General features: G+C 61.8%; 22 protein-coding genes. 5 read left to right on the plus strand and 17 right to left on the minus strand.

Going from position 1 to position 26560, the window contains the following annotated elements:
• Positions 1 to 197: 197 nt before the first annotated feature.
• The 4 genes from LAB08_RS09900 to LAB08_RS09915 all read left to right on the plus strand — a co-directional run bounded on the left by LAB08_RS09900 (position 198) and on the right by LAB08_RS09915 (position 7160).
• On the plus strand, positions 198 to 2999 hold the full coding sequence (locus tag LAB08_RS09900) for a multicopper oxidase domain-containing protein (RefSeq protein WP_096512390.1): 2802 nt from the start codon (positions 198 to 200) through the stop codon (positions 2997 to 2999).
• Between the two features lie 17 nt (positions 3000 to 3016).
• The gene (locus LAB08_RS09905; RefSeq protein ID WP_254007511.1) at positions 3017 to 4165 is read left to right on the plus strand and encodes an SCO family protein; all 1149 of its coding nucleotides are present in this window, start codon (positions 3017 to 3019) and stop codon (positions 4163 to 4165) included.
• 102 nt (positions 4166 to 4267) lie between these two features.
• The gene (locus LAB08_RS09910) at positions 4268 to 5761 is read left to right on the plus strand and encodes a sensor histidine kinase (protein WP_096512388.1); all 1494 of its coding nucleotides are present in this window, start codon (positions 4268 to 4270) and stop codon (positions 5759 to 5761) included.
• Complete coding sequence (locus LAB08_RS09915) at positions 5730 to 7160, plus strand: sigma-54-dependent transcriptional regulator (protein ID WP_096512387.1); 1431 nt, start codon at positions 5730 to 5732, stop codon at positions 7158 to 7160. The genes LAB08_RS09910 and LAB08_RS09915 overlap by 32 nt, the downstream gene beginning before the upstream one ends.
• A 105-nt stretch (positions 7161 to 7265) precedes the next feature.
• Here LAB08_RS09915 and LAB08_RS09920 read toward each other — a convergent pair whose 3' ends face one another.
• Complete coding sequence (locus LAB08_RS09920) at positions 7266 to 7664, minus strand: hypothetical protein (RefSeq protein ID WP_096512386.1); 399 nt, start codon at positions 7662 to 7664, stop codon at positions 7266 to 7268.
• A gap of 299 nt (positions 7665 to 7963) precedes the next feature.
• Here LAB08_RS09920 and LAB08_RS09925 point away from each other — a divergent pair, with 299 nt between their 5' ends.
• Positions 7964 to 8770, plus strand: coding sequence for a class I SAM-dependent methyltransferase (locus LAB08_RS09925; protein WP_096512385.1), 807 nt, complete (start codon positions 7964 to 7966; stop codon positions 8768 to 8770).
• A gap of 195 nt (positions 8771 to 8965) precedes the next feature.
• On the opposite strand, the gene LAB08_RS09930 is transcribed toward LAB08_RS09925, so the two are convergent.
• The 16 genes from LAB08_RS09930 to LAB08_RS10005 form a co-directional block, all read right to left on the minus strand.
• Positions 8966 to 9658: a GNAT family N-acetyltransferase gene (locus LAB08_RS09930; RefSeq protein WP_096512384.1), complete on the minus strand. Its 693-nt coding sequence runs from the start codon at positions 9656 to 9658 to the stop codon at positions 8966 to 8968.
• 204 nt (positions 9659 to 9862) lie between these two features.
• Entirely contained in the window at positions 9863 to 10657 is a 795-nt protein-coding gene (locus LAB08_RS09935; protein WP_096512383.1) for a ChbG/HpnK family deacetylase, read from the minus strand.
• Positions 10629 to 11852: a GNAT family N-acetyltransferase gene (locus tag LAB08_RS09940; protein WP_096512382.1), complete on the minus strand. Its 1224-nt coding sequence runs from the start codon at positions 11850 to 11852 to the stop codon at positions 10629 to 10631. Before LAB08_RS09940 ends, LAB08_RS09935 begins: the two co-directional genes overlap by 29 nt.
• A gap of 4 nt (positions 11853 to 11856) precedes the next feature.
• The gene (locus tag LAB08_RS09945; protein ID WP_096512381.1) at positions 11857 to 12546 is read right to left on the minus strand and encodes a GNAT family N-acetyltransferase; all 690 of its coding nucleotides are present in this window, start codon (positions 12544 to 12546) and stop codon (positions 11857 to 11859) included.
• Between the two features lie 87 nt (positions 12547 to 12633).
• The gene (locus LAB08_RS09950; RefSeq protein ID WP_096512380.1) at positions 12634 to 14553 is read right to left on the minus strand and encodes a hypothetical protein; all 1920 of its coding nucleotides are present in this window, start codon (positions 14551 to 14553) and stop codon (positions 12634 to 12636) included.
• Positions 14550 to 15854, minus strand: a complete 1305-nt coding sequence (locus LAB08_RS09955) for a lipopolysaccharide biosynthesis protein (RefSeq protein ID WP_096512379.1) — start codon at positions 15852 to 15854, stop codon at positions 14550 to 14552. The genes LAB08_RS09950 and LAB08_RS09955 overlap by 4 nt, the downstream gene beginning before the upstream one ends.
• The gene (locus LAB08_RS09960; RefSeq protein WP_096512378.1) at positions 15851 to 16852 is read right to left on the minus strand and encodes a polysaccharide deacetylase family protein; all 1002 of its coding nucleotides are present in this window, start codon (positions 16850 to 16852) and stop codon (positions 15851 to 15853) included. The genes LAB08_RS09955 and LAB08_RS09960 overlap by 4 nt, the downstream gene beginning before the upstream one ends.
• Positions 16853 to 16863: 11 nt before the next feature.
• A complete protein-coding gene (locus tag LAB08_RS09965) occupies positions 16864 to 18000 on the minus strand; it encodes a glycosyltransferase family 2 protein (RefSeq protein ID WP_096512377.1) in 1137 nt (378 codons plus the stop codon).
• Positions 17993 to 18961, minus strand: coding sequence for a glycosyltransferase (locus tag LAB08_RS09970; protein WP_096512376.1), 969 nt, complete (start codon positions 18959 to 18961; stop codon positions 17993 to 17995). Before LAB08_RS09970 ends, LAB08_RS09965 begins: the two co-directional genes overlap by 8 nt.
• Positions 18958 to 20328, minus strand: coding sequence for an O-antigen ligase family protein (locus tag LAB08_RS09975; protein WP_096512375.1), 1371 nt, complete (start codon positions 20326 to 20328; stop codon positions 18958 to 18960). The genes LAB08_RS09970 and LAB08_RS09975 overlap by 4 nt, the downstream gene beginning before the upstream one ends.
• On the minus strand, positions 20325 to 21440 hold the full coding sequence (locus LAB08_RS09980) for a glycosyltransferase family 4 protein (RefSeq protein ID WP_254007512.1): 1116 nt from the start codon (positions 21438 to 21440) through the stop codon (positions 20325 to 20327). Before LAB08_RS09980 ends, LAB08_RS09975 begins: the two co-directional genes overlap by 4 nt.
• The gene (locus LAB08_RS09985; RefSeq protein WP_096512373.1) at positions 21425 to 23017 is read right to left on the minus strand and encodes a GumC family protein; all 1593 of its coding nucleotides are present in this window, start codon (positions 23015 to 23017) and stop codon (positions 21425 to 21427) included. The genes LAB08_RS09980 and LAB08_RS09985 overlap by 16 nt, the downstream gene beginning before the upstream one ends.
• A 17-nt stretch (positions 23018 to 23034) precedes the next feature.
• The gene (locus LAB08_RS09990; protein WP_096512372.1) at positions 23035 to 24063 is read right to left on the minus strand and encodes a polysaccharide biosynthesis/export family protein; all 1029 of its coding nucleotides are present in this window, start codon (positions 24061 to 24063) and stop codon (positions 23035 to 23037) included.
• 23 nt (positions 24064 to 24086) lie between these two features.
• Positions 24087 to 24734: a CpsD/CapB family tyrosine-protein kinase gene (locus LAB08_RS09995; RefSeq protein ID WP_096512371.1), complete on the minus strand. Its 648-nt coding sequence runs from the start codon at positions 24732 to 24734 to the stop codon at positions 24087 to 24089.
• The gene (locus tag LAB08_RS10000) at positions 24734 to 25480 is read right to left on the minus strand and encodes a sugar transferase (RefSeq protein ID WP_096512370.1); all 747 of its coding nucleotides are present in this window, start codon (positions 25478 to 25480) and stop codon (positions 24734 to 24736) included. The genes LAB08_RS09995 and LAB08_RS10000 overlap by 1 nt, the downstream gene beginning before the upstream one ends.
• Positions 25477 to 26538 (minus strand): NAD-dependent epimerase, encoded by a 1062-nt coding sequence (locus tag LAB08_RS10005; protein WP_096512369.1) that lies wholly within the window; start codon positions 26536 to 26538, stop codon positions 25477 to 25479. The genes LAB08_RS10000 and LAB08_RS10005 overlap by 4 nt, the downstream gene beginning before the upstream one ends.
• Positions 26539 to 26560 lie beyond the last annotated feature (22 nt).

Genomic DNA, 26560 nt, shown 5'->3' on the forward strand with positions numbered 1-26560 from the left:
AGGCCCCTGAAAATGGGGGCGAACTTTCCCCGCTAGCGGGTGTCATTCCCCAGTCGTTTTCTCCCGGTCATGGCACATTGATGTTGATAAGCCATTGTTTTGGCGGGTATTAATTCTTTTGTATAAAACAGTTACAAATCTGGCGAGAGAATTGCAAAACCACCATCACCCCCTTCACACACACGAGGCGGCTGGTGATGGACAGAAAAGCGCGGTATCCCTTCAAGTGGTTATTGACGCCTTTGAGCGTCGCCCTAGCAATGACAATAAGCACAGGGATGTTGCGTGCGAGCCCGATCGACGACGAGCGACAGCCAGAACCGTCCGATCCTTCGGCTTACCAGAACGAACCAGCCGACGAGCCGGCGGCGCTGAACGCCATCCTGAGCATGCCGGAGGCCAACCAGGATGCCTTCGATTTGCCTGATGGCGTCAAAGGCAACCGCGACGAGACGCGGGTAGAAAACCAGCTTCCGCCGGCACAACAGACCAGTTTCAACTACCCCACCAATGGCAAGCCCAGCCCTTTGTTCGGCGCTCAGCCATTCACCCAGCAAATGCTGCTGTTCGAGGAATTCGGACCGGAAAAACTCGACCCCACCACGCCGGCAGCGCCCTTGCCGTTTCCTGCCCCGGCAATCGGCCCGCTGCCACAACAGGACCCCACCAGTGCTGCGCGCAGTGCGCCGCCAAGCCTGGCACTCGATACCTTCTTGCGCCAACCCGGCTTGACACCGTTCCCCAGCCAGTATTCCAACTCGGTTGACCGTAACCCATGGCAGGCGCAGATCGAGCAATTTCTCAACCGCCACATCGGCTCTTCCGCCGAAGGCCGTCCACCAGGAAAAGGTTGGTCCCATCAGCGCTGGAACGAGTTCTACCCGCAGAACGCCTACAAGACCGTGCAGACCGGTATACGGACCAACGGCGGCTTGCGTGATAATCGGCAGATGCACCACTACGCCGTGGGTGAGTTCGGCCCCGGTGGTCTCTATCACAACGTCGCGGGAATACAGGCAACGGATGGCACCGCCAAGGGCGTCGAGCCGCGTCTGCATCCGCTGATGCCGGTGCAGAAACACAACTCGGTGTGGACCTTCGACGGCACACTGCCACCCAAACTGTTGATGGTGCGTTACGGTCAGCCGGTGCTCATGCGCCATTACAACGGCCTGCCTATCGACCCGTCGGCCAACATGGGGTTTGGCCTGCACACCATCACCACCCATGAACACAACGGTCACGCGCCAGCGGAAAGCGATGGTTATGCCAACGCGTTTTTCTTCCCCGGGCAGTATTACGACTACCGCTGGCCGATCCAGCTGGCCGGTTACGACACCATCAATACCAAGGCTGAAGATCCGCGTGCGGCGTTCCCGTGCTCGCCGGGCGAAACCCTGTGGACCAATGACATGAGCCCGGGTCTGAAGACTTGCGACCATGGCACGATCAAGATTCGCGGCGACTGGCGCGAAACCATGAGCACCCACTGGTTCCACGACCACATGCTCGATTTCACCGCGCAGAACGTCTACAAGGGCAACGCGGCGATGATGAATTACTACAGCGCCCTGGACCGTGGCAACGAGTCGGTGAACGACGGCGTCAACCTGCGTTTCCCCAGCGGCAGCGCCTTGCCTTGGGGTAACCGCGACTACGACGTCAACCTGTTGTTCGCCGACAAGGCGTGGGATCAGAACGGTCAGCTGTGGTTCAACCCGTTCAACACCGACGGCTTCCTCGGTGACCAGGTGGTGGTCAACTGGGGTTGGAAACCGACCCTGGATGTACGGGCCCGCAGCTATCGGTTCCGCATGCTCAACGGCTCGGTGTCGCGTTACTACAAATTTGCGCTCGTGCGTGAAATCAAGGGCACCAGTGGCGAGTTCCAGGGACCAAAAGGGTCAGGTGTGTCCTATGCCCGGGTGCCGTTCCATATGATCGCCAACGACGGCAACATCATGGAACACAGCGTGCCGTTCGACGGCACCATGGACCTGGACGGCGATGGCGACAAACAGAACCACAACGCCATCCTGCCAACCCAGGGCATTGCCGAGCGTTTCGACATCATCGTCAACTTCGCGAAAAACGGCATCAAGCCGGGGGACAAGATTTTCTTCGTCAACCTGCTGGCCCACGACAACGGCAAAGGCCCGAAAGAGCCGATCCCGCTGGCCGACGTGCTGTCCGAGAAGTACCTGGCGGTGATCAAGCAAACGAGCAAGGGACCGCAGTGGGACAGGGGCGACCCGGCGGTGGGCAAGGTGTTGCAGCTCAACGTCAAGGCCTACACCGGTCAGGACCTGGCCATGGACCCGGCGTTGTACGAGCCGGCCAAACCGGGCAAGGCTGCAGGCCTGGTGATGATCCCGCTGAAAATCCATCGTGACAACCCTGCCGACATGGCGCTGCTGGCCAATGCCCGTCACCGCAGCTTCATCTTCGGCCGTTCCGACGGCACCGATGAAGCCCCTTGGACGGTCAAGACCGATGGCGGCTTCGGCTACCACATGGACCCTCGTCGCCTGAACGCGGCCACCCAGTTGAAAAACGGTCCTACCGATGCCGGCAGCAGTGGCTTCGGCACCCTGGAGGTGTGGAACATCAGGCTCGGCGGCAGTGGCTGGAGTCACCCGGTACACGTGCACTTCGAGGAGGGGATCATCCTCAGTCGTGGCGGCAAGGCACCACCGGAATGGGAAAAATGGGCACGCAAGGACGTGTACCGCATCGGCTCGGAAAGCGATGGCCTGGACAATGTGGAAATGGCGATCAACTTCCGTGAGTTCGCCGGGACCTACATGGAGCACTGTCACAACACCCAGCACGAAGATAACTCGATGCTGCTGCGTTGGGACATTGAGAAGCCGGGTCAATTCCAGTTGATGCCGACACCGCTGCCGAGCTGGGATGGCGTGCGCTACGTGAACTCTGCCGCACTGCCAACCTTCCGTACCGGCGACGGCATGGGGCCAAAAGTAGCGGTCAAGAAATGAACCGGGAGGGTGTCGACATGAAGTTGAATACACCGCGCTCACGCGCCTTGGGAATGCACCTGGTGCTGATATTGGTCACCGGTTTGCTGGCCAGCCAGCTGCTGGTCGCCAACCAGGCACCGTCGACACCCACACCCACACCCGCACCCACCTCGGTAGAAGCAATCGCAACCGCAATTGCCGAGAAAGCAGCCGACACTGAATCCGCCACCCCGTGGGGTGGCGACTATTTCCCCAACACTCTGCTGACCGACCAGGACGGTCGGCAGGTGCGTTTTTTCGATGACCTGATCAAGGGCAAGGTGGTGGTGATCAACTTCATCTTCACCTCATGCAGCGACTCTTGCCCGCTGGAAACCGCGCGCCTGCGCCAGGTGCAGAAATTGCTTGGCGACCGGGTCGGCAAGGACATCTTTTTCTACTCCATCAGCATCGACCCCTTGAGCGATACCCCCGCCGTGCTCAAGGCCTATTCGCAGCGATTCCAGGTCGGGCCGGGCTGGCAATTCCTCACCGGGGAATTTGCCGATGTCACCGAGTTGCGGCAAAAGCTCGGGTTGTTCATCGAAGGCGTCGACAACGGTCGCAGCAAGGACCACAACCTGAGCCTGATCGTCGGCAACCAGCAAACGGGGCGCTGGATGAAAGCTTCACCCTTCGAGAACCCGTGGATTCTGGCCGATCAACTGGCCAACACCTTGCATAACTGGAAACAACCGAGCGCTGGCGAAAGCTATGCCAATGCCCCCGAAATCCGTCCGCCCAGCAATGGCGAAGAACTGTTTCGTACCCGTTGCGCGTCGTGCCACAGCCTCGGCCCGCTGGACGGGCAAGGCATCGGCCTGCGCAGCATCGGCCCGGACCTGATCGGCGTGACCCGACAACGCGATCCCGCCTGGCTCAACCGCTGGATTCGTGAGCCGGACCGCATGCTTGCGGAAAAAGACCCGATTGCCATGGAGCTGTTCGAACGCTTCAGCAAAATCCCGATGCCCAACCTGCGCATGGATGAGCATTCGGCGCAGTCGATCATCGATTTTCTACAAGCGGAAACCGATCGCCAGCATCCGCCGGCCAACGCGTTGGCCGCCGGTAACGAAGAGCCCGAACACCATCACGCAATCGCTGCACCCGGCAGCTCCAAGGTACAGACTGAGGTTGAATAGTGGCGAAATACCTTCAATGCTCCGTCGTTGTTATCAATGCCACCTACACTGATCCGAAACGCGGCTGAAAAGGCTTGAAGACCAGCAATCAGGACGGTCCCCATGCAGATACTAAAAGAACAAAAAACCGCTGCGCACACGACACCGGCAGCGCAAGGCAAGGATTGGCGGCCACCGTTCAACCTGGTGCGCTGGTTTTCGCTGGCGAGTTTTTTCATCATCGCCGCCGTGGCGCTGGGGCTGGGCTACATTTCCACGCGTTTTGTAGTGGAGGAGAGCATCAAGCGCGATTCGATGCTGACCGCGCAGTTCATTCAGGCCATCGGCGATGCGGAAATTCGCCATGCCCGGATCGACCCCAAGCGGACCATGGGCGAGATGCTTGATCCGCGCCAGGACAACGCCGACCCCGATGTGTCCCCGGCGGCCCGTGCCAACGCTCGCAGCGAGTTCCTCGATCATGTAGAGCACCTGCCGGACATTCTGCTGGCCACCGTATACGCCCTCGATCGTACCGTGGTCTGGTCGACCAACCCTGAGTTGATCGGCGTGCGCATCAAGGACGACGAGGAACTGGACGAGTCCTTCGAAATGAAGGAACCGGTGTCCACCAGCTACCACGAAATTGATGAAGAAAAGCCTGAGCAACGCTTGCTGCGTGAACCGCAATATCTGTTCGTCGAGAACTACATCCCGATGTTCAATGCCGACAGAAGCAAAGTGATCGCCATGGTGGAAATCTACAAGGAACCGGTGGACCTGGTGGAACGCATCCAGCGCGGGTTCAAGGCGATCTGGCTGGCGACCCTGCTGGGCGGGGCGATGATCTACCTGGGGTTGTTCTGGATCGTGCGGCGGGCGGCGATGCTGTTGCAGAGCCAGCAAAAACAACTGGTCGCCAATGAAACCTTCGTCGCCTTGGGGGAGATGTCTTCAGCCGTTGCCCACAGCCTGCGCAACCCGCTGGCCAATATCCGTTCCAGCGCCGAACTGGCCCAGGAAATCGCCAGCCAGACCGCGCAGAAAAACATCGGCGACATCATCAGCCAGGTCGATCGCATGTCGCGCTGGGTGCGCGAGTTGCTGGTGTCGTTGCGGCCGGTGAATGACGATCATGAAGACGTCGATCTGGTGCTGACCATCGACGACACCCTGGGGGCTTTCGAACCGTTGATCAAACGCTCGAACGTTGAGGTGCGCTTCACGCCCAAAAACGTTCCACCGGTCGTCAGCCAACAGATGCTGCTCACGCAAATTCTCAATAGCCTGTTCGCCAATGCCCTGGAAGCCATGCCTACGGGCGGTGTGTTGAGTATCGATATTGAAACACCCGCCCCCGGGCAGGTGAGCATGATTCTCAACGATACCGGCAAGGGCATGAGCAAGCAGCAACAGCAAATGGTCTTCAAGCCGTTCTTCACCACCAAACAAGGGGGGCTGGGCGTGGGCCTGGCTCTGGTCAAAAGAATAATGGAGCGTTTCGAAGGCTCGGTCGAACTGACCAGCCAGGAGCAGGAAGGAACCCGCGTTTGTCTGAATTTTAAAGTGGCAACGGGAGGGGAATATGGAACACAGCATTCTGCTGGTCGAGGATGATGAACTCCTCGCCGAGAATATCCAGACCTACCTGGAGCGCAAGGACTTCGAGGTGACCGTCTGCCACTCGGCTGAAGACGCACTGGAGCAATTGAGGGCTTTCGTTCCCGATGTGGTGCTGACCGACAATTCGTTGCCGGGCATGAGTGGTCATGACCTGATCCAAAAGCTGCGCATCAGCGCGCCGGATCTGAAAGTGATCATGATGACCGGCTACGGCAACGTCGAGGACGCCGTGGTGGCGATGAAAGAAGGCGCTTTCCACTACGTGACCAAACCGGTCGCGCTGCCGGAGCTCAAGCTGCTGCTGGACAAGGCCCTGGCCGCCGATCGGATGGAGCGCACGCTGTCGTTCTATCAGGAACGCGAAGCGCAGAAGTCCGGGGTGCAGGCGCTGATCGGCGAATCGGCGCCGATGGTTTACCTCAAAGGCACCATTGCCCAATTGCTCGACGCCGAGCGCCGGATGGCCAATACCGATCTGCCGCCGGTGTTGGTGGAAGGCGAGACCGGCACCGGCAAGGAACTGGTGGCCCGTGCCCTGCATTTCGACGGCCCGCGCGCCAAGGGGCCGTTCATCGAATTCAACTGCGCTTCGATTCCGGCCAACCTGGTGGAGTCGGAGTTGTTCGGTCACGAGAAGGGCGCCTTCACCGACGCCAAGGACCGTCGCGTGGGGCTGGTGGAAGCGGCCGATGGTGGCACGTTGTTTCTTGACGAAGTGGGGGAAATGGACCTGATACTGCAGGCCAAATTGCTCAAGCTGCTGGAGGACCGGACGATCCGCCGGGTCGGCGCAGTCAAGGAGCGCAAGGTCGATCTGCGGGTGATCAGCGCCACCAACTGCAACCTCGAACAAATGGTCCAGCAGGGCAAGTTCCGCCGCGACCTGTTTTTCCGCCTGCGCATCATCTCGATCAAGGTGCCACGCCTGTATACCCGCGGCGAAGACATCCTGTTGCTGGCCCGGCACTTCCTGGCGGCCCATGGCAAGCGTTATGGCAAACCGCACCTGCGCTTCAGCGATCAGGCCGAAGAGTTGCTGCTCAACTACAGCTGGCCGGGCAACGTGCGTGAATTGCGCAACATGCTGGAGCAGACCGTGCTGCTGGCGCAACACGACGTCATCGCCGCCCATCAGTTGAACGTCTGCATGAGCCTGGTGGATGAGCCGCCGCTGTTTCAGCACGAGGCGCCAAACGGCGACCCGCGTCCGGTCTACAGCGGCACCGAGTCGATGAACCTGCCGGAAGTCGAGCGCGACATGGTGCGCAAGATGCTCGACAAGACCGACTGGAACGTCACCAAGTCCGCACGGCTGCTGGGCCTGAGCCGCGACATGCTGCGTTACCGGATAGAAAAACTCGGCCTTGCGCGCCCGGACAAACGCCAGTGGTAGGCAGAAAGATGCACTTTTCTGTAGGAGCAAAGCTTGCTCGCGATGGCGATCGTTCAATAAAACACCTGTTGCCTGACACGGCGCTATCGCGAGCAAGCTTTGCTCCTACAGCTGCGAGCCCTGCAGCGCCGGGCCTGGGCTGCTTAGGCAAGCCCGCATGCACGTCGGGTCGAAGACTTCCTGGTTCACGTAGACACCGTGCTCCTCATCGTAGGTGCGAATGAATACCCGAACGGTGGCATCGGCCACCGTCGGCAACCGGGAGTCGTAAAACACGTGCTCGCTCGACACCGGGATGAATGTCTGGGGTGATGTCGGAATGTATGAGCCCGGCGGCACGGTGCTCAGCGAGGGGGGAGCAGGGTGGGCGAAGGGTTGGTCGGCCCCGTAATAGCTGAATTCACTGCTCGACTGCTCGGTCTGCATCGGGGTGTCCTGCGCTTGTGCACAGGTGGCGGCGGTCAGGCAAAGGGCAAGCAACAGCGTCTGTTCGGTCTTGTTCATGGCAGCACCTGTGACATCGGTTTTCGTGCATATCCCCAAGGCCATTAACTATAGCGCTCCCTGTATGAGCTGGCTTGTCGGATCGCCGCACCGCAGTGAAGGCGGCCTGACAGCCGACCTGGCTTTCGCGGATGTCCCCAATCCCCTGTGGGAGCTGGCTTGCCAGCGAAGACGGTCATTCAACTTGCATTGATGTCGCCAGATAAACCGCTTTCGCTGGCAAGCCAGCTCCTACAGGGGCCGTGGGCGTCGCCAGCTGCTACAGTCGTGGGTCGAACCATTCGATAGGGACATGTGCAATGGAAATGCCGACAAAAGAAAAAGCCATCGCCAGCAACCGCGATGCCTGGAACGACTCCGCCCGCCATCACAAGGACAGCCCCGACTGGCGGGTGCTCTTGAACGCTGTGGCCCACGCGGATTTTTCATGCCTGGATGACACCCTGACCACTGTGCTGACAGAACTCGGTGTCCATGGCAAGGACGTGGTGCAGCTGGGCTGCAACAATGGTCGCGAAAGCCTGTCCCTGTTTGCCCTGGGCGCCCGGCATGTGGTCGGTGTCGACCAGTCCGCGGCGTTTCTAGAACAGGCGCGGGAGCTGGCGTCACGCTCGCCCCATGGGCCCGAGTTCATCGAGGCCGACATTCACCATTTGCCACTTGAGTTGCAGGGCCGCTTCGACGTGGCGCTGATTACCATTGGTGTATTGAACTGGATGCCGGACATCGGCGAATTCCTGCGCCATGTGGCGCAGACATTGAAGCCGGGTGGGGCGCTGGTGGTGTATGAAACCCATCCGTTTCTGGAAATGTTCGATCCCGAAGCCGCCGACCCCTACGCCCTGGCCAGCTCGTACTTTCGTAGTGAGCCTTTTGTGCAAACCGAGCCGATTGTCTACGAGGGCAAGGTCGAACAACAGGCCGCACCGTCGTATTGGTTCGTCCACACCCTGGGCGCCATTTTCACCGGCACCCTCGCGGCGGGGTTGAACATCCGCCATTTCAAGGAACACCCGCATTCCAACCGCGAAGAACTGTATGACCGTTACCAACAGCGGGAGGCGCAGTTGCCGATGTGTTTTACGTTGGTCGCGGTGAAGGGTTGAGCAGGGTGTTGTTAGTCTTGCATCTGTAGGAGCAAAGCTTGCTCGCGATGGCAGTGTTGCATTGAGCATTGATGTTGACTGAACCAGCGCTTTCGCGAGCAGGCTCGCTCTCACATTTGATCGGTGCCTATGTAGATCTTCTGTGGGAGCGAGCCTGCTCGCGAAGGTGCCAACGCGGTCTGTCAGGTACAGTCCTTACGCCTGCGCCGCGGACGTCACCACCGGCCGTCCCGGTTTGCGCAGCGGTTCCAGGCGTGAGCCGGTGTAGCGGGTTTCGCGGAAGAAGCGCCAGCGGCCGAACAGGCCGTAGACGTGGGTAACCCGTCCCTGTTCGTGATAGCCCATGCGGATGTGCAGTTTCAGGGCCGGGATGTTGTGGGTTTCGCAGACGTCCACCACCTTGTAGCACTCTTGTGCCGCCATCGCTTCCCACAGGTTGACCTGCACGTCCACCGACAGGCTGCTGCCGAAGTAGGCCCGCGTCATTTCTCCGCCGAACTCGAAGAACTCACCGGGTCTTACCGGAAAATTGCAGCCGTAGTAGTGACGGTCGTGGTAGTCGCGAGTGCTGCCCCAGATGAACGCCACGGCATGACCGTCCTCATCCAGATACATGTGCCCGGTGTGGCCTTCGGCTGCCAGTTCGGCCATGGTCTGTACGCGATCACCGAAGTGCCTGGCGAACGCCGTGGCGTTTTCCGGGGTGATGGTCACCTGACGTACGCCGGCGTAGGGTCGCAGCTTGTGCGGCGGGACCGGGCTGAACAGGTCGCGCTCCATCCACAGCAACTCCCAGTGGAAGAACACATAGCGTTTCCACAGTGTGCCGAACGTGCGGCTCAAGCCTTTTTGTTTGATGCGTTCGCGGAGTTTATCGATCAGGGTCATGAAGCCCTCCTTGGCCAGGATTGGCCATGCTGGGGGTGAAGGTACTGATGGGTATAGATCACGCTGGACGCGGCATCTGGGCGCTGCTGCCAGCAATTTGTTTCAATTTATGTTTCAGTCTTGACACAGTTTTCAGGCGTCAAAAAGCCGTGCTCCGAGGGTGTCCGGTGGGCATTCCGAGGGAAACGCCAGGTGGCCGCGGCACTATTCCATCACCGTCTCTGCGTGATGACCGAAAGCGCTGCCCGCAGCGCTGTAGGCAACCCTCGGCACCCCCGGCAACCGCTGCTCCAGCAGCGCACTCAACGACTCGCCCTGATCCAGATAGGCGTCGCCAAAATCGGCACCGAGCTGATTGGGGTGGGCGACGATCTCCAGCAAGCCGTCACTGGGTGGCGCTGCGTTGCGCAGATCCACCGGGGTACACACATAGTCGGCGGAAGCGCCGGCCAGGCTGTTCAGACGATGATTGAGCAAGTCCTTGAACAGGCGCTTGGGCAGGCTCAGGTTTTGCCCCAGGTTGCGCGCCAGCCTCACGGGAACGCCCTGGCGGGCGGCGAAGCGTGCGACGATTTCGCCGACGGGCCAGATGTTGTGTACGTGTTGATGGGAATCCAGATGGCTGGGTCGCACGCCGTTATCCACGCAGCGTTGCCATTGGGCTTCGAGTTCCTCCTCCACCGCAAGACGGTCCTGGCGACCGAGCCAGAGGCGGGTCCGGGACAGGTTGAGGTCGAACACCCCGGCGCTGTCGCAGAAGGTCCGGCGCGTGAGAATGCGCCTGCTCAACGGCCGGCCATAGGTGAGGTTGAAGTGCAGGCCGATGCGCCCCGCCAGCAAGGGATGCTGAGCGAGAGCGCAGGCCGCTTCGAAGGCCGGCATGTTGGCCATGGCGGTGGCGGAACTGATGATCCCGGCCTGGAAAGCCCCCAGTATCACCGCGTTTTCACAGGCACTGAGGCCGAAATCGTCAGCGTTGACTATGACTTGGCGTGGCATGTTTACCCTCCATGAGTCTATCGGTGGCTGCAGGCGGCTTGGGCCCGGATACAGGCGCAGGCGCTGCGACGGGGGCAGGTGTGTCGGCCGCTGCCGCGCGCCGGGCCCGCCATTGCTGCAACATGGGTTTGAAGCGCTGCCAGACCCGCAGGGCGAGCCCCAGGGCCAGGCCACCCGGACGCCAGGAGTAGAAGCTCCAGCGCCAGTGTTCCATTTGCCCGGTCATGCGTTCATGCAGTTGATGACTGGAGTTTTCCAGGCTGACCCGCGAGGCATCGATCCAGCGCCAGTGGTCGTCCAGGCCCCAGCGAATCCACTCTTCGAGCAGCACCCGACCGCTGCCCAGGTCGGCGTACTGCGGCAGGAAGGCCAGGTTGTAGTCGTACAGCCGGCCCTGTTCCAGCAAGCCCAGGCGGTAGCTGATGCAGCGCCCGTCCAGTTCCAGCACCACCACACGCACCAGGTTCCGGGCGGCGAGGGCGGTGAAGGCCCGGTCCATCCATTGGCGGCGGCGGTCATCGGCAAAAATGCCCACGCCTTCATCGCCTTTCCAGCTGACGGCTTCAACTTCGCCGAGGGTCTTGAGCAACGGACCCATGGTTGTCGCGTCAGGGGTGATGCGCCGCACTTGCGCACCGCAGGCGGCAATCCGTTTGCGCGCCCGACGCAGTTTGTAACGCGGATCGCCGGAGACTTCCTGACGATCGGCCTCACTGATCAGGTGCACCGGTACGCGACAAGCGAGGCGTCGCTCACTGGTGGAGCTTTGGTTCATCCATCCGCCCAGGGCGCTGGCGTCTGGCGGTTCACACAATTCATTGAGTTGCAGCAGGGCATGGGGCAGTCGACGGCGAATCTCGATCAACGCCTGGCGCATGTCCGCCGTGTCGAGGCAGGCGAGTAGCGCGAGGCGGTCGGCGAGGGGATACCCCAGGTGGTGCAGGACCCGAAACGGCAGTCCGCCGAACCGCTCGATGGAGGCCACCAAGGGCAGGCACAGGACCAGTTCCGGCCCCTGCCAGCCGAGCAGAACGTGCAAGCGTTCGCCGGCCGTCAGTGCCTGTTCCGACGCAGACATCCAGGCCAGTGCATTGAACGGCGTGTGGTCCATGACTCGCAGACGCAGCGCTTCATAGGCCGCCGCGGGAAAGTCTGCGGCGCACAGCGAAGTACGCCATTCAAATCGCACTGTCATGGGATCAGGCCACCGACGTTGCTGCGGGAGAACGTTCCGGTTTGCGCAAGGTATCCAGGCGCGAGCCGGTGTAGCGGGTTTCGCGGTAAAAGCGCCAGCGGCCAAACAGTTCATACACGTTCATGATTCGGCCCTGTTCCGTATATCCGGTGCGTATGTGCAGCTTCAGGGCCGGGATGTTGTGCCATTCACACACGTCCACCACCTTGTTGCAGCCCTGGGCGAGCATGGCTTTCCACAGCTCCGTTTGCAGGTCCATCGACAGTTTCGTGCCCCAGTAGCCCCGGCTCAGTTCACCACCGAATTCGAAGAACTCGCCTTCCTTCACCGGGAACCAGCAACCGTAGTAGTGACGGTCGTGGTAGTTGCGCGAGGCGCCCCAGATGAACGCCACGGCGTCCCCCTGGTCGTCCAGATGCATCTGCCCGGTATGCCCTTCGGCAGCGAGCTCGGCCATGGTGTCCACGCGATCACCGAAGTAGCGGGCAAAGGCCCCGGTGTTGTGTGGGGTGATGGCGACAACCTGCAATGGCGGGTAAGGCTTGAGTTTATGCGGTGGCACGGGGCTGACCAGGTCGCGCTCCATCCACAACAGTTCCTGATGGGAAAACACGTAGTGCTTCCAGGCTTTTTTCAAGGTGGCCCGCAGACCTTTTTGTCGGATGTGTTCACTGACTTTTTGAATAGCACTCATGGTGTTGGCTCCTGACGGGGGCGACCCGTAAATGGAGTGATCCAGTGCACGGCGAAATGCCTGTGCGGCCAAACGGTCGAGCGACGGTCACGAGGTGCTCCAGGCCAGGGCGAACAGGGTTTGCCCTGGCAGCTCGAAGCTCACGCGACCGTCGTTGCAGCTAAACGGCGCGTCGCGGCTGCGGTTGTCGGCACCGAAATAACGCAGTGATCCATTGAATAGCGGGCAGTGTGCCCCGGACAGGTCGATTCGCTGCAAGCGCGAGCCCTTGTTGACCCCCAGCAGGCTGCGGTTGGTGTCGTTGGCCATGGCCAGCACATCGACTTCGAAGGCGTCGTTTTCCATATACAGCACGTTTTGCAGCCAATGCTGCTGGATGAACTGATGAGCGAGGCCGACGGGTTTGAGTTCGAAATGGTCGTCGCCCAGCACGCGCAGCATGCCCTTGGGCCACTCAGGCTCGTCGGCCGCCTGGAACCAGTTGAGCATCTCCAGCAAACCGTCCTGGGACGCGTTGATGACCACCGAGGCCCACCACAACGAGGCGAAGTGGGTTTCTTGATCGTAAGGGCTGAGGTCGGAACCCGGGGACATGTTGGTCTGGTCCAGCAGCAAGGCCTTGCGTGGCCGGCCGTTGGCATCGAGCCCCACCAGGTCGGCGGCACGCCGCACACTGTCGCGATAGACCCGGGTCGCCAGCAGGTCGCGGACCATCCATTCGTGCCAGGCCAGGGCATCGATCTTGTCGCCCGATTGCGCCAGCAAGCGTCTGGCCCAGTCGATGCCGCGCTTGTCGGCGGCGTTGTCGGCGAACGGGCCGTTCACCAGCCGTGAACTGGCGGGCATGGCGATGCGCACGCCGGCCTTGGCGTTGTCGGGGTTGCTGCGCACCTGCCGGGCCATGCTGTCGAAGAGGCTCTGGTAGTCGGCATAGTCCGGATAGTTGAGGTTCGGCTCATCGGCGAAAGCGATGTAATGGGTACCTTTGCCCCCCAGGGTGCGGGTCGCGGCGAGCCAGGCGTCCAGGCCGGCGTTGCTCATGGTGTCGGCGCGCAGATCAGACACGCGATGGCTGCCGGCCAGTAGCGTGATGTCCTGGGTGATGCCGAAGCGCTCCTGATACAACTGGCGGAACCCGTCTTCGTAGTGCGGCCGTTGCGCGGTGATGTCGACGAAACTGTAATAGCTGGCCGCCTGTGGCTTGAGCGCATCGAGTACGGCGTAGCTGGAGGTCGGCGGCATCACGTAGGGCAGGGCGATGCCCAGGTTCGGCGTGTTGCCCAGGACCTTGTCGTGCAAGGTCAGGTGGGTTTGGCCGTTGTCTTCGCGCAGCGGTTTGAGCTGCCGTGGGTTCTGCGCGAACAAATTGGCGGTGCCGTCCAGCCAGAACGCGGCTTTGCCACTGCCCTGCAAGCGCAGGCGCCAGACCTGTTCGTCCTTGGTGACGGGCAACTCGACCTGATCGAATTGCCAATAGGCGCGATACGGTTTCAGGGCCACCGATACCTGCTTGCCGTCGCCCACGCGCTGCGCTTGCAAGGCACTGACGCCACCATGGAACTTGCCGGCCAGCACCGCGTGTTCCCCCGCCGCAACCTTGAAAAACAACTCATCGCCGTCGCGGACTTCGGTGCTGAAATGCACCTTGGCCGGAGCGAACAGGGCCACCGTGCGCTCGTCGTGTTCGACCTTGTAGCGGCGGAAGCTATAGCCCGGAATTTCCAGCTGATAGCTGGTGGCGCCCGGCGCCAATGGCCAGCTCTGAGTGCCGCTCAATTCACTGGCGGCAATCAGGCGTTCGCCCTCAAGCTTGCCCTGGCCATCGAGCAGGTACAGCCGTTCTTCGTTGGCGTCCGCTTGCCACGCCGGTGTCCAACGGACCGTCACCGTGTCAGGGCGATCCGCTTGCAGGTACAGGCTGCCGTCGCGGATGTCGGCCCAACGCATGGACGCCGCCCAGGTGTCGAGCGACAGGCCCAGGCTCAACAAGAGGACGAGGCGTTTCAAGCCGACCTCCGTTGCAGCATCTGCAGCATCGGTGCGACATCGCTGGGCAGGATGATCAGGGTTTGCCAGACCGGCACACCGCTCAACCGGCAATACATCACCAGCATCGCCAGGGTCACCGCCACGTAGGCGATGGACGATGCCGCCGCCGCGCCAACGATGCCGTAGGCCGGAATCAACAACAGGTTCAGTGCAAGGTTGAGCAAGGCACTGAGGCCCATCAACAGCGAAATCGTGCCGGGACGGTTTTTGCCCAGCAAGTCCAGGCGCAGGATGCTCGCGTAGCACAGCCCCAGCAGGCCCGGCAGCAGCGCCAGCAAGGCCGGGTAGGCAGGCTGATAGGCGACGCCGAACAAGGTGACGATCAGCCACTCGCCGATCAGCGCCATGGTCAGGCACGCGCCGAGCATCACCGTGGCCGTCAGGCGCAGGGCCAGTGGCGTGACCTTGTCGATGCCTTCTTCCTGTTGCAGCAGGCGTTTCATCAGCGGCGTCGTCACCGCTTCCGGGACGATCAACAGCAACTCGGCGGCAGCGCTGGCCATGGCGTAATGACCCAGCGCGGTACTGCCGAGCAGGGCGCCGATGAACAGGTAATCGGAACGCAGGATCACTTGCTGGAACAGCAGGTCCGGATGGCTGCGGGCGCTGTAGCGCAGCAACTCGTTCTGACTGGTGCGGTCCCATTGCAAGGTCAGCTGCTGATCGCGCTTGAGCCACAACCAGCCCACCAGCACCACCAGGCTGATGCCGGCCAGCCAACTGATCAGCGCCGCTTCCAGGGCGGCGCTTTTCCACATCCAGAACAAGGCCAGAAACAGCAACAGCGGGATCAGCGATTCAATCAGGCGCAGGGCATTGAACGCCACCACGCCGCCTGAGGCATTGTGCAATGTCAGCAGCCCGCTCTTGAGCACGGTCAGTGGCACCGCCAGCAACAACAGCCAGGCCAGCAAACCCAGTTGCGTGGTGATGTCCAGTTCGCTGCCGAACTCACGGGTCAGCGCCACCACCAGCAAGGTCAGCAAACCGGCCAGCAGGCAACCGAACACCAGCACCTGACTCAGCAGCAACCCCATCGGCCGTTGCTTGGCCGCCTGATAACCCACCGCCGAATTCAGCCCGCCACTGGTGGCGGCGCTGATCAGATCCGGCAGGGTGCTGAGCAGGGCAAACAGGCCGCGTTCGCTCGGCCCGAGAATCCGCGCCAGCAGCACGTTGCGCAGCAGGCGCAGGGCGATCATCGCCAGTTTGGTGCCCATGCTCAGGGCCAGGTGCTTGAGGTAGCTGCCGCTTCTCATGGGCGGGCCCCACGGTAGATGCGCCAGGACAGTAGTTCCGGATTGCGTGCAGTGCGCTGGCTGACCCCGAAGCGAGGCAAGGCCAGCGGATCGGCGGTGCCGCGATAAATCCCGGTGCCGGTGCCCAGGGCAAAGGGGAAGTTGTGGTCTGCCACGTGCTGGCGCACCCGCGCGTCGTTGTCGCCATTGGGGTAGCAGTACACCGGCAGCGGTCGGTTGCAGCTATTCAACAGGGCCTGGCGACTGCGGCTGAGTTCTTCGTCAAGCCGTTGATCCTCGAGGCCGGTGAGGATCGCGTGGCTGGCACCGTGGGGGCCGAAGCGCACCAGGCCGGAGGCTTCGAGCGAGCGCACCTGATGCCAATCCAGCGCCTGTGGCAAGGATTCCTGCGGGCACTCGTCGGTCAGGCGATTGAGATCCACGGGGGACAAGGTTTTCAGCTGTTGCAGAAAGTGCAGCAGCGCCAGGCTACGACGCTGTGCATCCGGGTTATCGCACAGCACCGGCAGCGGCCGGCCCAATTGGTGCAGGCATTCGATCAAGTGCATGCGGGCCTTTTCCCCATGGCTGTTCCACAGGGTTTCGCCAATGCTTTCCCACCAGAAGCGCTGGCGGCTGCCGATGAAATCGGTGGACAGGAAAATGCTCGCCGGCACCTGGTATTTTTTCAGCAGGGGAAACGCGTTCACGGCGTTGTCACGCCAGCCATCGTCGAAGGTCAGCGTGACTTTCGGCCGCTCCGAGCGCAGGCTCCCCGGTTGCAGAATATCCATCAGCGACACGCAGTCGAAATGCTTTTTCAGCCAGACCAGCAGGTGTTCAAAAGCCTTGGGACCGACGCACAGTTCATTGCGATGGGGCAGGTCGGCGGCGCTGTCGTTGGACAGCACCCGATGCAGCATCAGGATCACGCCGGCACCATGCAGTTGCTGGCGTCCGACCGGGGAATTGAGGTAGAGCCAGCCGCTGGTGCGTTTTAATAATTGTTTGATCGCCATGGCACGTGACCTCATCGAGTCTGGTCGGGATTCCATTGGTTGTAGCTGTGCCCGCGCAAGAACTGCCACAGGCCGACGGTCATGCCGGCCAGGGTTACCAGTACGAACGCGGCGAGGCGAAACGGTTTGGGCAAGCGGTGACGCACGTCCAGCAGGCCGGCCACGGCGAAAGCGTAACCGAGCGCCTGGGCGGCCAGGGTCAGGCGGTAAAAGCCATGCTCATCGAGCAGCCAGAGGTTGGCCAGCAACAAGGGCAGCAACAGCACCGGCGCCAGCCGGCGGATCAGCTTGTGGCTGATCAACGCGATGGCGTACAGGCCATGGCGCAGCGGGTTGAGCAGCTCACGCCGGGCCGCCAGGCTGATCAGGCCGCCGACGGTGACGCGCTGACGGCGACTGAACTGGCGGTGGGCCTCGTCCACGCCCTGATCGAGCACCTTGGCATCGTCGACATAGACGACGCGCTTGCCTGTCACCGGTGCGCAGGTGTTGATAAAGAAATCGTCGTTGACCAGTGCGGGAATCGGTTGATACAGCTCGCGGCGCAACGCCTGCAGGGCACCGTCGGCCGAGACCGTGCAGCCGGTGCGGCTTTCCACCCGGCGCAGCCAGTCTTCGTAACGGCGGTACAGGCTTTCGCCCAGGCTCAGGCCTGAGCCTGGGACGGGAATGTTCATGTTGCCGACGGTACCACCGACCTCAGGGTCGGCAAACGGCTCCAGCAGCCGCTGCAAGGTGCCGTCGAGCCAGTGAACGTCGGCATCGGTAAACACCAGGATATCGCCCGTGCAGCGGCTGACAGCGGCGTTGAGCACACTGTTCTTGCCCTGGCGCGGCAGGTCGAGCACTTCGATGCGCGGGTCGTCGAAGCGGCGCGCCAGGGCCACGGTCTGATCAGTGGAGCCGTCGCTGGCGACGATGATCTGCAAGCTGGCGGCGTGATAGTCCTGGGCCAGCAGATTGTTCAGTTTGTTCTCGATATTGCGTTGCTCGTTGTGCGCGGCAACGACCACGCTGACCCGTTGCGCAGGCAGGGGCGCAGGCCTGTGCCTGGGAAAAAACGGCCCGGCAATCGTTAGCAGAAGTGGGTAACCCAGATAGGCGTACACCGGCAGCAACAGGCACAACCAGAAAATGAATTCAGCCACGGGCAGGCCTCCTGGCTTTCCAACGACAAAGGCTGAGGATGAACGCCGCGCCGGCCAGGTGCAGGCGCACCCAGTGCAGGCCCCAGAGCTGCACGGTCAGGCACGGGTTTCGGTGCTTGATGCTCTGACGCACGCTCAATACCAGCGCCGGTACCGTGGTTAGCAACGCCATGAGCAGCGCGTGGTGAGGAAAACCGTTGAACAGTGCCGAGATCGCCATCAAGTCCAGTAGCCAGGCGCACAGCGAGAGCAGCGGAAAGCGCAGCAAGCGCAGGGTCAGGCCGTGGGTGCGCAGCAGTTGCAAGTGACTGCCCTGGCGCCACATTTCCTTGCCCAGCCATTCGTGCCAGTTCATTTCGTAGCCCCAGTGCAGGGCGGTGTTTTCATTGATCGACATCAAGCGTGCGCCCTTGGCGGTCTGGCGCAGGGTGAAATCCTTATCCTCGCCGGTGCGCAACGTTTCATTGAAGCCGCCGACGGTGTCGAACCACGTGCGGCGCATCAGCAGGTTGGCGCTGGGCAGCCAGTCCACGCTTTGTACGGTGTGACGGGAGGGGCGCAAGGTCCGCCGCTGCCAGGCCGTGGCGTACCAGGGCGCTTGCGCGGGGGTGTGAAGGTCCAGGCTGAAGACGTCGCCGAGGCCGGCAGCCTCCACTTTCAGCAGGTGGGTCAGCCAGCCCTCGGGCATCTCGACGTCGGCGTCGATGAAGGCCAGCCATTCGCCGGTGGCGACGTCCGCCCCGCGATTGCGCAAGGCACCGATCAGCACGCCGGGAACCTCCAGCACCTGGGCGCCGAACTGCCGGGCAATCTGCGCGCCCTGATCCAGGGAACCGTTGTCGACCACGATCAACTCGCTTTCCAGACCCGCGGCGTTGGCGGCGCGTTGCGCAGCCAGCAGGGTCCGGGCGATGTGCCGGGCCTCGTTGTACATTGGAATGACAATACTGATGCGGCTCATGCCTTGGCCTCCATGACGGGACTTTCTTCAGCTTTCAGACGCAGCACGCTGGTCATGGCGAGCATGATCCACACGTACTTTTGGTTCGGTGCACTGAGGAACATCAAGAACAGGGTCAGCGACAGCATGCCCATGCCCAAGTGTGTGATCAGGTCGGCTTGCTCCCATTCGTGGCGCTTCAACCAGGCACTGCGGGCGCGATGCATATTGAGCAGGCCCATGCCGAGCAGGCCGACAAACAGCAACCCCGCCGGGATCCCGATTTCGCTGAAGATTTCCAGATAGGTGTTGTGAGCGCGGCGGTACAAGTCGCCGATCTTGCGGTTGGCCGAGAAGGCCTTGGCGTAGCCGGTGGTCGCGTAGTGCAGCGGGAAGGTTCCGGGGCCGGAGCCGAGCAGCGGATTCTCGCGGATCATCTGGCTGCCGACCACGATGTACGAAGCACGGCGTCCGAGGGATTCGTCGGTGTGACCGCTGGCGCCGGCACTCAAGACACTCAATGACTGGATACGCGCGACGTAGCCGGGCGGCATCAAATAGATCGCCAGGGGAATCAGGATGGCCCCCCCGAGCATGGCAAACCCCAGATGACGCGGACGAATGCGCGGCAGGTGGGCGCGGTAATGGTAGAGGCCAATGATCAGGCTGAGGAACAACACCACCAGCCCGGAACGGGATTGGGTCTTGGTCATGCCGCCCAGCAGCATAACGCTGCAACCGATCCAGAACAGCCTGTACATCAGGTTCGGGCTCTTGAGCGCCAGCAGCAGTGCCAGCGGAAAGGCAAAGGCGATCAGCATCGCAAAGCCGTTCGGGTCTTCCAGCAGACCGGAGGCGCGGCCTTGATCCTGAAACTTGGTGGAGAACATCGCGAGGATGCAGGTCAGCGTCACGCTGAGGGTTACCAGCCGGCAGAACATCATCAGGTTCAGTTCGCGACCGATCAGCAAGGTGATCACGAACAGCACCAGCCCGACACTCAGTTCGCGCAGGTGACCCAGGGACATGCCCAAGTCTTCAGTCAGCAGCATGCTCAGAAAGTACAGCACCATGAACCCCGTCAGAAACCGCCACAGGTTGCTGCGCAAGCGATCGGGCGGCAGTTGTTGCAGGGCCAGTTGCAAGGTCAGGATCAGTGCCAGTGCGGCACCGAGGAGTTTCGATCCGGTCAGCATGCTGTCCTTGAACAGACCTTCGAGTGGCACCAGCGCGGCGATCCCCAACAGACCCCAGGCCGGGCGTCGATACAACACCGCCAGACCGACCAGCCCCAACACGGCGCCAGGCGCCAGGAACGGCCAGGGACTGGCCAGCAGAATCAGACACACCAGCCCCAGGAGGCTGATCACCGACAGAGGAATAATCACGCGCGTGCCTCCCGTGCGGTATGGATATAAAGCTGCGACCAGCGTTCGGCCAGGGCCTTGAGGTCGTAGCGATCCAGTTGCGTACGTCTTGCGTTGTCGATCAGGTCACGCGCCAGGGCCGGGTCACACAGCAGGCTGTCGAGCTGCCGGGCGAGGGCGGCGCTGTCGGTGGGGGGCGCCAGCAGGCCGTTGTGCCGATCCTCCAGCACATCGGGAATTCCGCCGACGCCAAACGCCACCACCGGCACGCCGGCCTGCATGGCTTCGAGCAGAATCATCGGCGTGCCCTCGGTGCGCGAGCTGATCACCAGCGCGTCGAGTTGGCGCCACCACGGGCGCATGTCGGTCTGATAACCCGGCAGCGAGATGCGCTCCTGCAACCCGGCGGCGTTGATTCGCGCCAACAGATTGTCCCGTTCCGGGCCGTCGCCGAGCATCACGGCGTCCAGTTGCGGGGACTGTTGGCACAGCGGAATCAGGGCATCGAGAAACAGGTCCGGACCCTTTTCGCTGCTCAGGCGCCCGACGTAGCCGGCCAGCCAACGCGGGTGTTGCGCGGCCTGCGGTTGCAGATCCTGGCTGGCCGGCAGGCCGTTGGGGATCACTTGCAGTTTCTCTGCCCGCACACTGGCCTGGCGGCACAGCGTGGCAATGCTTTCGGCGACGCACACCACCCGGTTCACCGACGCCGTGCGGCACAGTTGCAGGCTCAACCACGTATAGAACTTTTGCTTGCGACTGCGCGGTGTGAAGCCGTGTTGGGTAATCACCAGCGGCAGGCGCAACAAGGTTGCGCCGACCCAACCGAACACCAGGCCCTTGAAATTGTGCGTGTTGATCAGCGGCCGCTCGGCCCGCCGCTGGCGCAAATGCGCCAGCAATGCCCCCAGCCCCGTGCAGTTGCGGCAGTCCACCCCGGCCTCGCGAAACCGCGTGAGCAGCTCGTAAGGGGCATCGAGAAACAGCACCTGATGCTGCCCCGGCGTCGCCAGGCAGTGGTCGAGCAACATCCGCTCGGCCCCGTAGAACCCGCCACTGCTGAGCAAATGAATGATCGGCAGTGATGGCCTGCTTTGTTGAGAGGGCAGGGGCGCGTTCAATTGCGCACCCAATGCACGAAGCGTGGTACGCCCCAGTTGCTGTGCGGGTTGATCGGCTCCACGTTCTGATCGTTGATCACCAGCAGGACCGGCAGGCCCAGTTCATGGGTGATTTGCGCCGGATGCTTGAAGCGATGATCGAAGAACTCACGCACGTAGACCAGGGCAATCGCCAACAGCAACCCGGTGAACAGCCCGAACGGAATGATCAGCAGCGGTTTGGGAAACGCCGCTTCGGTGGGTTCGAACGGCGGGCTCAGGACCCTGGCGTTGGACAGGTCGTTGTCCAGCGAACGGGTGGTGCTGCTTTCGGCGAAGCGCTGGGCGTAGGTGGAGAACGCCGCGTGCAGGGCATCGATCTCGGTGTCCAGTTGCCGCAGCTTGCTCTGGGTTTCCTGCAACTGATGGATGCGGTTCTTGAACTCGGCGATGCGCGCGGTCTTCTGGTCGATCACCGAGCTGACAATCGCCAGGTCGTTGGTGCGTTCCTGAATCCGGTTGCTCACCACCTTGAGGAACTGCTGGCGGGTGCGGGCGATTTGCTCGCGGGTCAGCAGCATCGGTTCACTGCCTGGCTGGAAGATCGCCAGGTCGTTCATGTAGCGACTGACCTGGGTGGTCAGCGCCTCACCCATCTGTTTGATCTCGCGATCTTCGAAGGCGACGTTGTCCACGGTGGTGGTGAAGGTGTAGGGGAAGGTGTAGTCATTGAGCTTGGAGTCCTTGGCGGCGGCCAGGCTGGTTTTCAGGTAGTCGAGCCAGCGTTGGCTTTGCAGCAGGCGATCGCGGTACAGGTTGAGCGCTTGCTCCTCAGTGTTGATCGCGTTGAGGCGGAAGGTGATTTCTTCCTTGGGATCGGACGCGCCGATCGCTCCGAGCAGTGTCTGCCGGTTGGCTTCCAGGCCGTTGAGGCGCACTTGATACTGGGTTTTCTTGGTTTCATAGAAGCTCTGCGGCAGGTCGATCGATTGCAGCGCCTGACGGCTGACCAGGTAGTTTTGCAGCAGCGCCGCGACAAACTTGGTGCCCTGGGCCGGGTCGGGGAAGCTGTAGATGATCGAGATCACGTTGGAGCCCGGCAGGGTTTCGATCTTCATGCTGTCGACGGCTAGTTGGGTCAAGTCGTCGAGCTCGGTGTCGCGCACCGGATCGGTTTCCATGCCCAATGCAGACTTCAGCGGGTTGATGACGTGCTCGCGCAACGGCGTGCTGACATATTTCTTGAGTGGCTGGGTCACCAGTTTGTTGAGCAGGCGGGGAGGCAGGGTGTACTCACCCTTGGCCCGCTGTTCGCTGATGGTCTGACGGATCAACGCCGGCGAGCGCAGGATATTGCTCTCGGTTTCCATGTCGGCCAGCGACGGCGGAATGAAGGTCGCGTTTTCCTGGTTCAGCGACGTGGTGGCGTCGCCCTGTGAGAGTTTTTTCGACTGCACGATCACCTGGGCGGTGATATCGAAGCTCTGTTTGAGCATCAATGGCAAGACCAGCGCGATCACCGCAAAGACCAGGAATACGCGCTTCACCATTTGCTTGTTGGCGAAGAAGATCCTGAAGAACTCGTGCAGGTAGTTTTCCTTTGGATTCATGTCAGGTCACCTGAGAGTCAGTTGTTGTTGTTGCTGTCTTTGTTGTCGACGCGGTAGCCGAAGCTGAAGCCCACACCCTGGAACAGCACTACGTCCGCCAGTTGCCGCGCGAGGTCACCGGCGCTGGCCAGTTTGGTCTTGGGCACGTAGAGCATGTCGTCCGGTTGCAGGTAGGCAATCTGCGAGGCATCGCCGGCCAGGGCTTTTTCCACGTCATAGCGCCGGGCCTGAACCTGGTTGCCGTTGCGCCGCATGATCACCACCGAGTCCAGGCGCGCCTTGACGTTGGAGCCGCGGGCCAGGGTCAGGGCCTCAAGCACCGAGACCGGGCGGCGGATCGGGTAGGAGCCCGGCTGGCCGACTTCGCCAAGCACATAGATCTCGTTGCCCGCGGTGGACTTGAGCAGCACGTCGACGGTCATCCGACCGGGCAGTTGCGCGTACTTCTGATTGAGGAAGGTTTCCAGTTGATTGACGGTCATGCCCTGCAACGGCACGGCGCCGATTTCCGGGAAACTGGCATAGCCGTCGGTGCCCACCGTGATCTCCCGGCTCATACCGGTGGCCGGGTGGTTCAGCGCGCTTTTGAGGTTCGACTCATTGCTCAGTGGGCTGATGACCTGCACGGACAACTGATTGCGGTTGGGCTGGAACAGTTGTTTGCGTTGGTAGGCACGCTGGATTTCCTGACGCGCCTGTTCGCTGGTCAACCCGGCGATTTTTACCGAGGTGTTGGCGCCAGGCAGTTCAATCGTGCCATCGGGCAGCACCAGTTGATTGCCGTTGAGCTGGCTGGCGGCGGTGAAGTTCAGGCCGATCTGGTCACCGGACTGAATGCGATAGGCATCCGAGCCGGTGGTGCTGATGTGGAAGATCACGTCCAGTACATCCTGCGGACGCAAGGTCTGTTCGACCTTGGGCATGTCGGTGGCCTGGGCGTTGGCCGGGGTGGCGGTGAGGATATTCACCGGCATGTTCTGGGTTTCCGAAGTGCTGGAGCAACCTGCAAGCGGCAGCAACAGCAGGACAAGCATCTTGGCGTTCATGGCGTCATCCTTTTTGCGGTTGCTTACAGGTTCTTGTAGAGCCACTTGGGCATGTAGTACTTGCGTCGGTTGAACACGCTGCCGACCAGTTTCGCCCCGGCCTGGGTCAGGCGCTGCACCGCGGCCTGGGCCACTTCCCAGCGGGTGTCTTCGGCGCGCACGACCATGATCACGCCGTCCACCTGGGTGCTGATGACCAGCGTGTCGGCGGCTGAATACACCGCGTCGCCGTCAATCACCACGAAGCGATAGCGACTGCCGAGTTCATGGAGCAGCGGCCCCAGGCGTTCTGGCGTGAGGTGCTCGTTGCCCCGGGCGTGCCGGCCGTTGGGCAGGATGTGAAAGGGCAGGCTCGACACGTCCACCACGCAGTCCTGCAACAGGGGAGGGCTCTGCGTGTTGAACAACAGGTCGCGCAAACCGCGCTCCTTGGACAAGCCAAGCTGTTGTGTGAGGTTGCTCGACGACTGGCTGGCGTCCACCAGCAACACCTGGCCGCTGCTCATTTGCGCCAGCTGACTGGCCAGCACCAGGGTGCTGGTGGTCGTGCCCGCGCCGGGGTTGGCGGCGGTCAGAAACAGGATGCGCAGATCCTGGTCGAGCACGGTGGAGGCCAGGTTGGTCTCGCTGGGGTTGGCGATGCTGAGACTCTTTGCAGTTGAACCGTCCATTAGCTTGCTCCGTGGCCGCTGAATACTTTGAAAGGGGTTTTCAACAGGATCTTCAAATCAAGCAGCAGGCTCTGCTCGGCGATGTAGCTGAGGTCCAACTCAACGCGCTGGTCGAAGTCGATATTGCTGCGTCCGGAGATCTGCCAGAGGCCGGTCATGCCGGGGTAGATGCTCAGGCGTGCGAGGTGATTGTCCTTGTAGCGATAGGCGTTGAACGAAGTCGGCCTGGGACCGACCAGGCGCATGTCGCCGGTCACGACATTGATCAGGTTCGGCAACTCGTCGAGGCTGGTGCGGCGCAGGAAGCCGCCGATGCCGGTGATGCGCGGATCCTTGTCGATCTTGAAATCGATGGCGTCGGCCCCGTGCTTGTTCAGGTGACGCAGCGATTCCTTGAGTTCCTCGGCGTTGGCCACCATGGTGCGGAACTTGTACATGCCGAACATGCGGCCACGGTAGCCGGTGCGTTTCTGCACGAACATCACCGGCCCCGGGCTGGTGAACTTGATCGCCAGTGCCAGGCCCAGCAGCACCGGGGAAATCAGCACCAGGATCACCAGTGCTCCAAGGCAGGCGAGTACGCGGTTGGTGCGCGACAGCGTCCAGGGCCGCCCCCCGTCACGGCCCGTCACCCAGCCGCGACCCTGCATGTGGATCGCCGCATCGAGGCGCATTCGGTGTTCGGGGTCCAGGCGCTTGTCACGGCGCAGCATTTCGATCGGCACACCTTTTTCATGTCCAGTCATTGAGCAGTCCTCCGCTGTAGTTCAGCCGCGAGCGGCGCGTGGGCGATGGGCAGTGGGTAGTAGTCGCGGAACCAGGCGATGAAACGGCCGAGTCCCTCATCCAGCTCGATACGGGGCTGGAAACCGGTGGCGCGGGCCAGATCGCTGGCATCGGCGCAGGTGTTGAGTACGTCGCCGGGTTGCAGGGGCAGCAACTCGACCAGGGCTTTTTGCCCCAGGTGTTTTTCCAGCAGCGCCAAATAGTCCTTGAGCTCCACCGGGTGCTGGCCACCGATGTTGTAGATCCGCCATGGCGCCATGCTGCTGGCCGGGTCCGGTTGTTCACGGTCCCATTGGGCATTGGCTTGTGGTGGCCGCTCGATCAGCCGGGCGATGCTTTCGATGATGTCGTCGATGTAGGTGAAGTCGCGCTGGTGCTCGCCGTAGTTGAACAACTTCAGTGGCGTGCCTTCGCTGATTGCCCGGGCGAACTGGATTGGCGACATGTCCGGCCGACCCCAGGGCCCGTACACGGTGAAAAAACGCAGCCCGGTGCAGGGGATGCCGAACAGGTGGCTGTAGCTGTGGGCCATCAGTTCATTGGCTTTCGTGGTCGCGGCGTACAGCGATAGCGGGTGATTGACGCCGTCCTGCACCGAGTAGGGCGTGTGCTGGTTGGCGCCGTAGACCGAGCTGGAGGAGGCGAAGATCAGATGCTTGACCGGGTGGTGGCGGCAGCTTTCGAGGACGTTGAGAAAACCGCTCAGATTGCTGTCGAGGTAGGCACGGGGATTCTTTAGGGAGTAACGCACGCCGGCCTGGGCCGCGAGGTTGATCACCACCTCGGGTTTTTCCTGGGCAAACAGGGTGTCGATGGCCGAGGCATCGGCCAGGTCAATCGTTGCGAGCTGGAAATGGCCGACCTGCTCCTGCACCCAACGCACGCGATCGTGCTTGAGTTGCGGGTCGTAGTAGTCGTTGAAGTTATCCAGCCCGACCACCTGGTGCCCATCGCGCAACAGCCGCAGCACGCAATGGGCACCTATGAATCCGGCGGCTCCGGTTACGAGTATCTTCATGGGCGCGGCGCCTCGGACACGA

The sequence above is a fragment of the Pseudomonas izuensis genome, from assembly GCF_002356535.2.
GTDB lineage: Bacteria > Pseudomonadota > Gammaproteobacteria > Pseudomonadales > Pseudomonadaceae > Aquipseudomonas > Aquipseudomonas izuensis.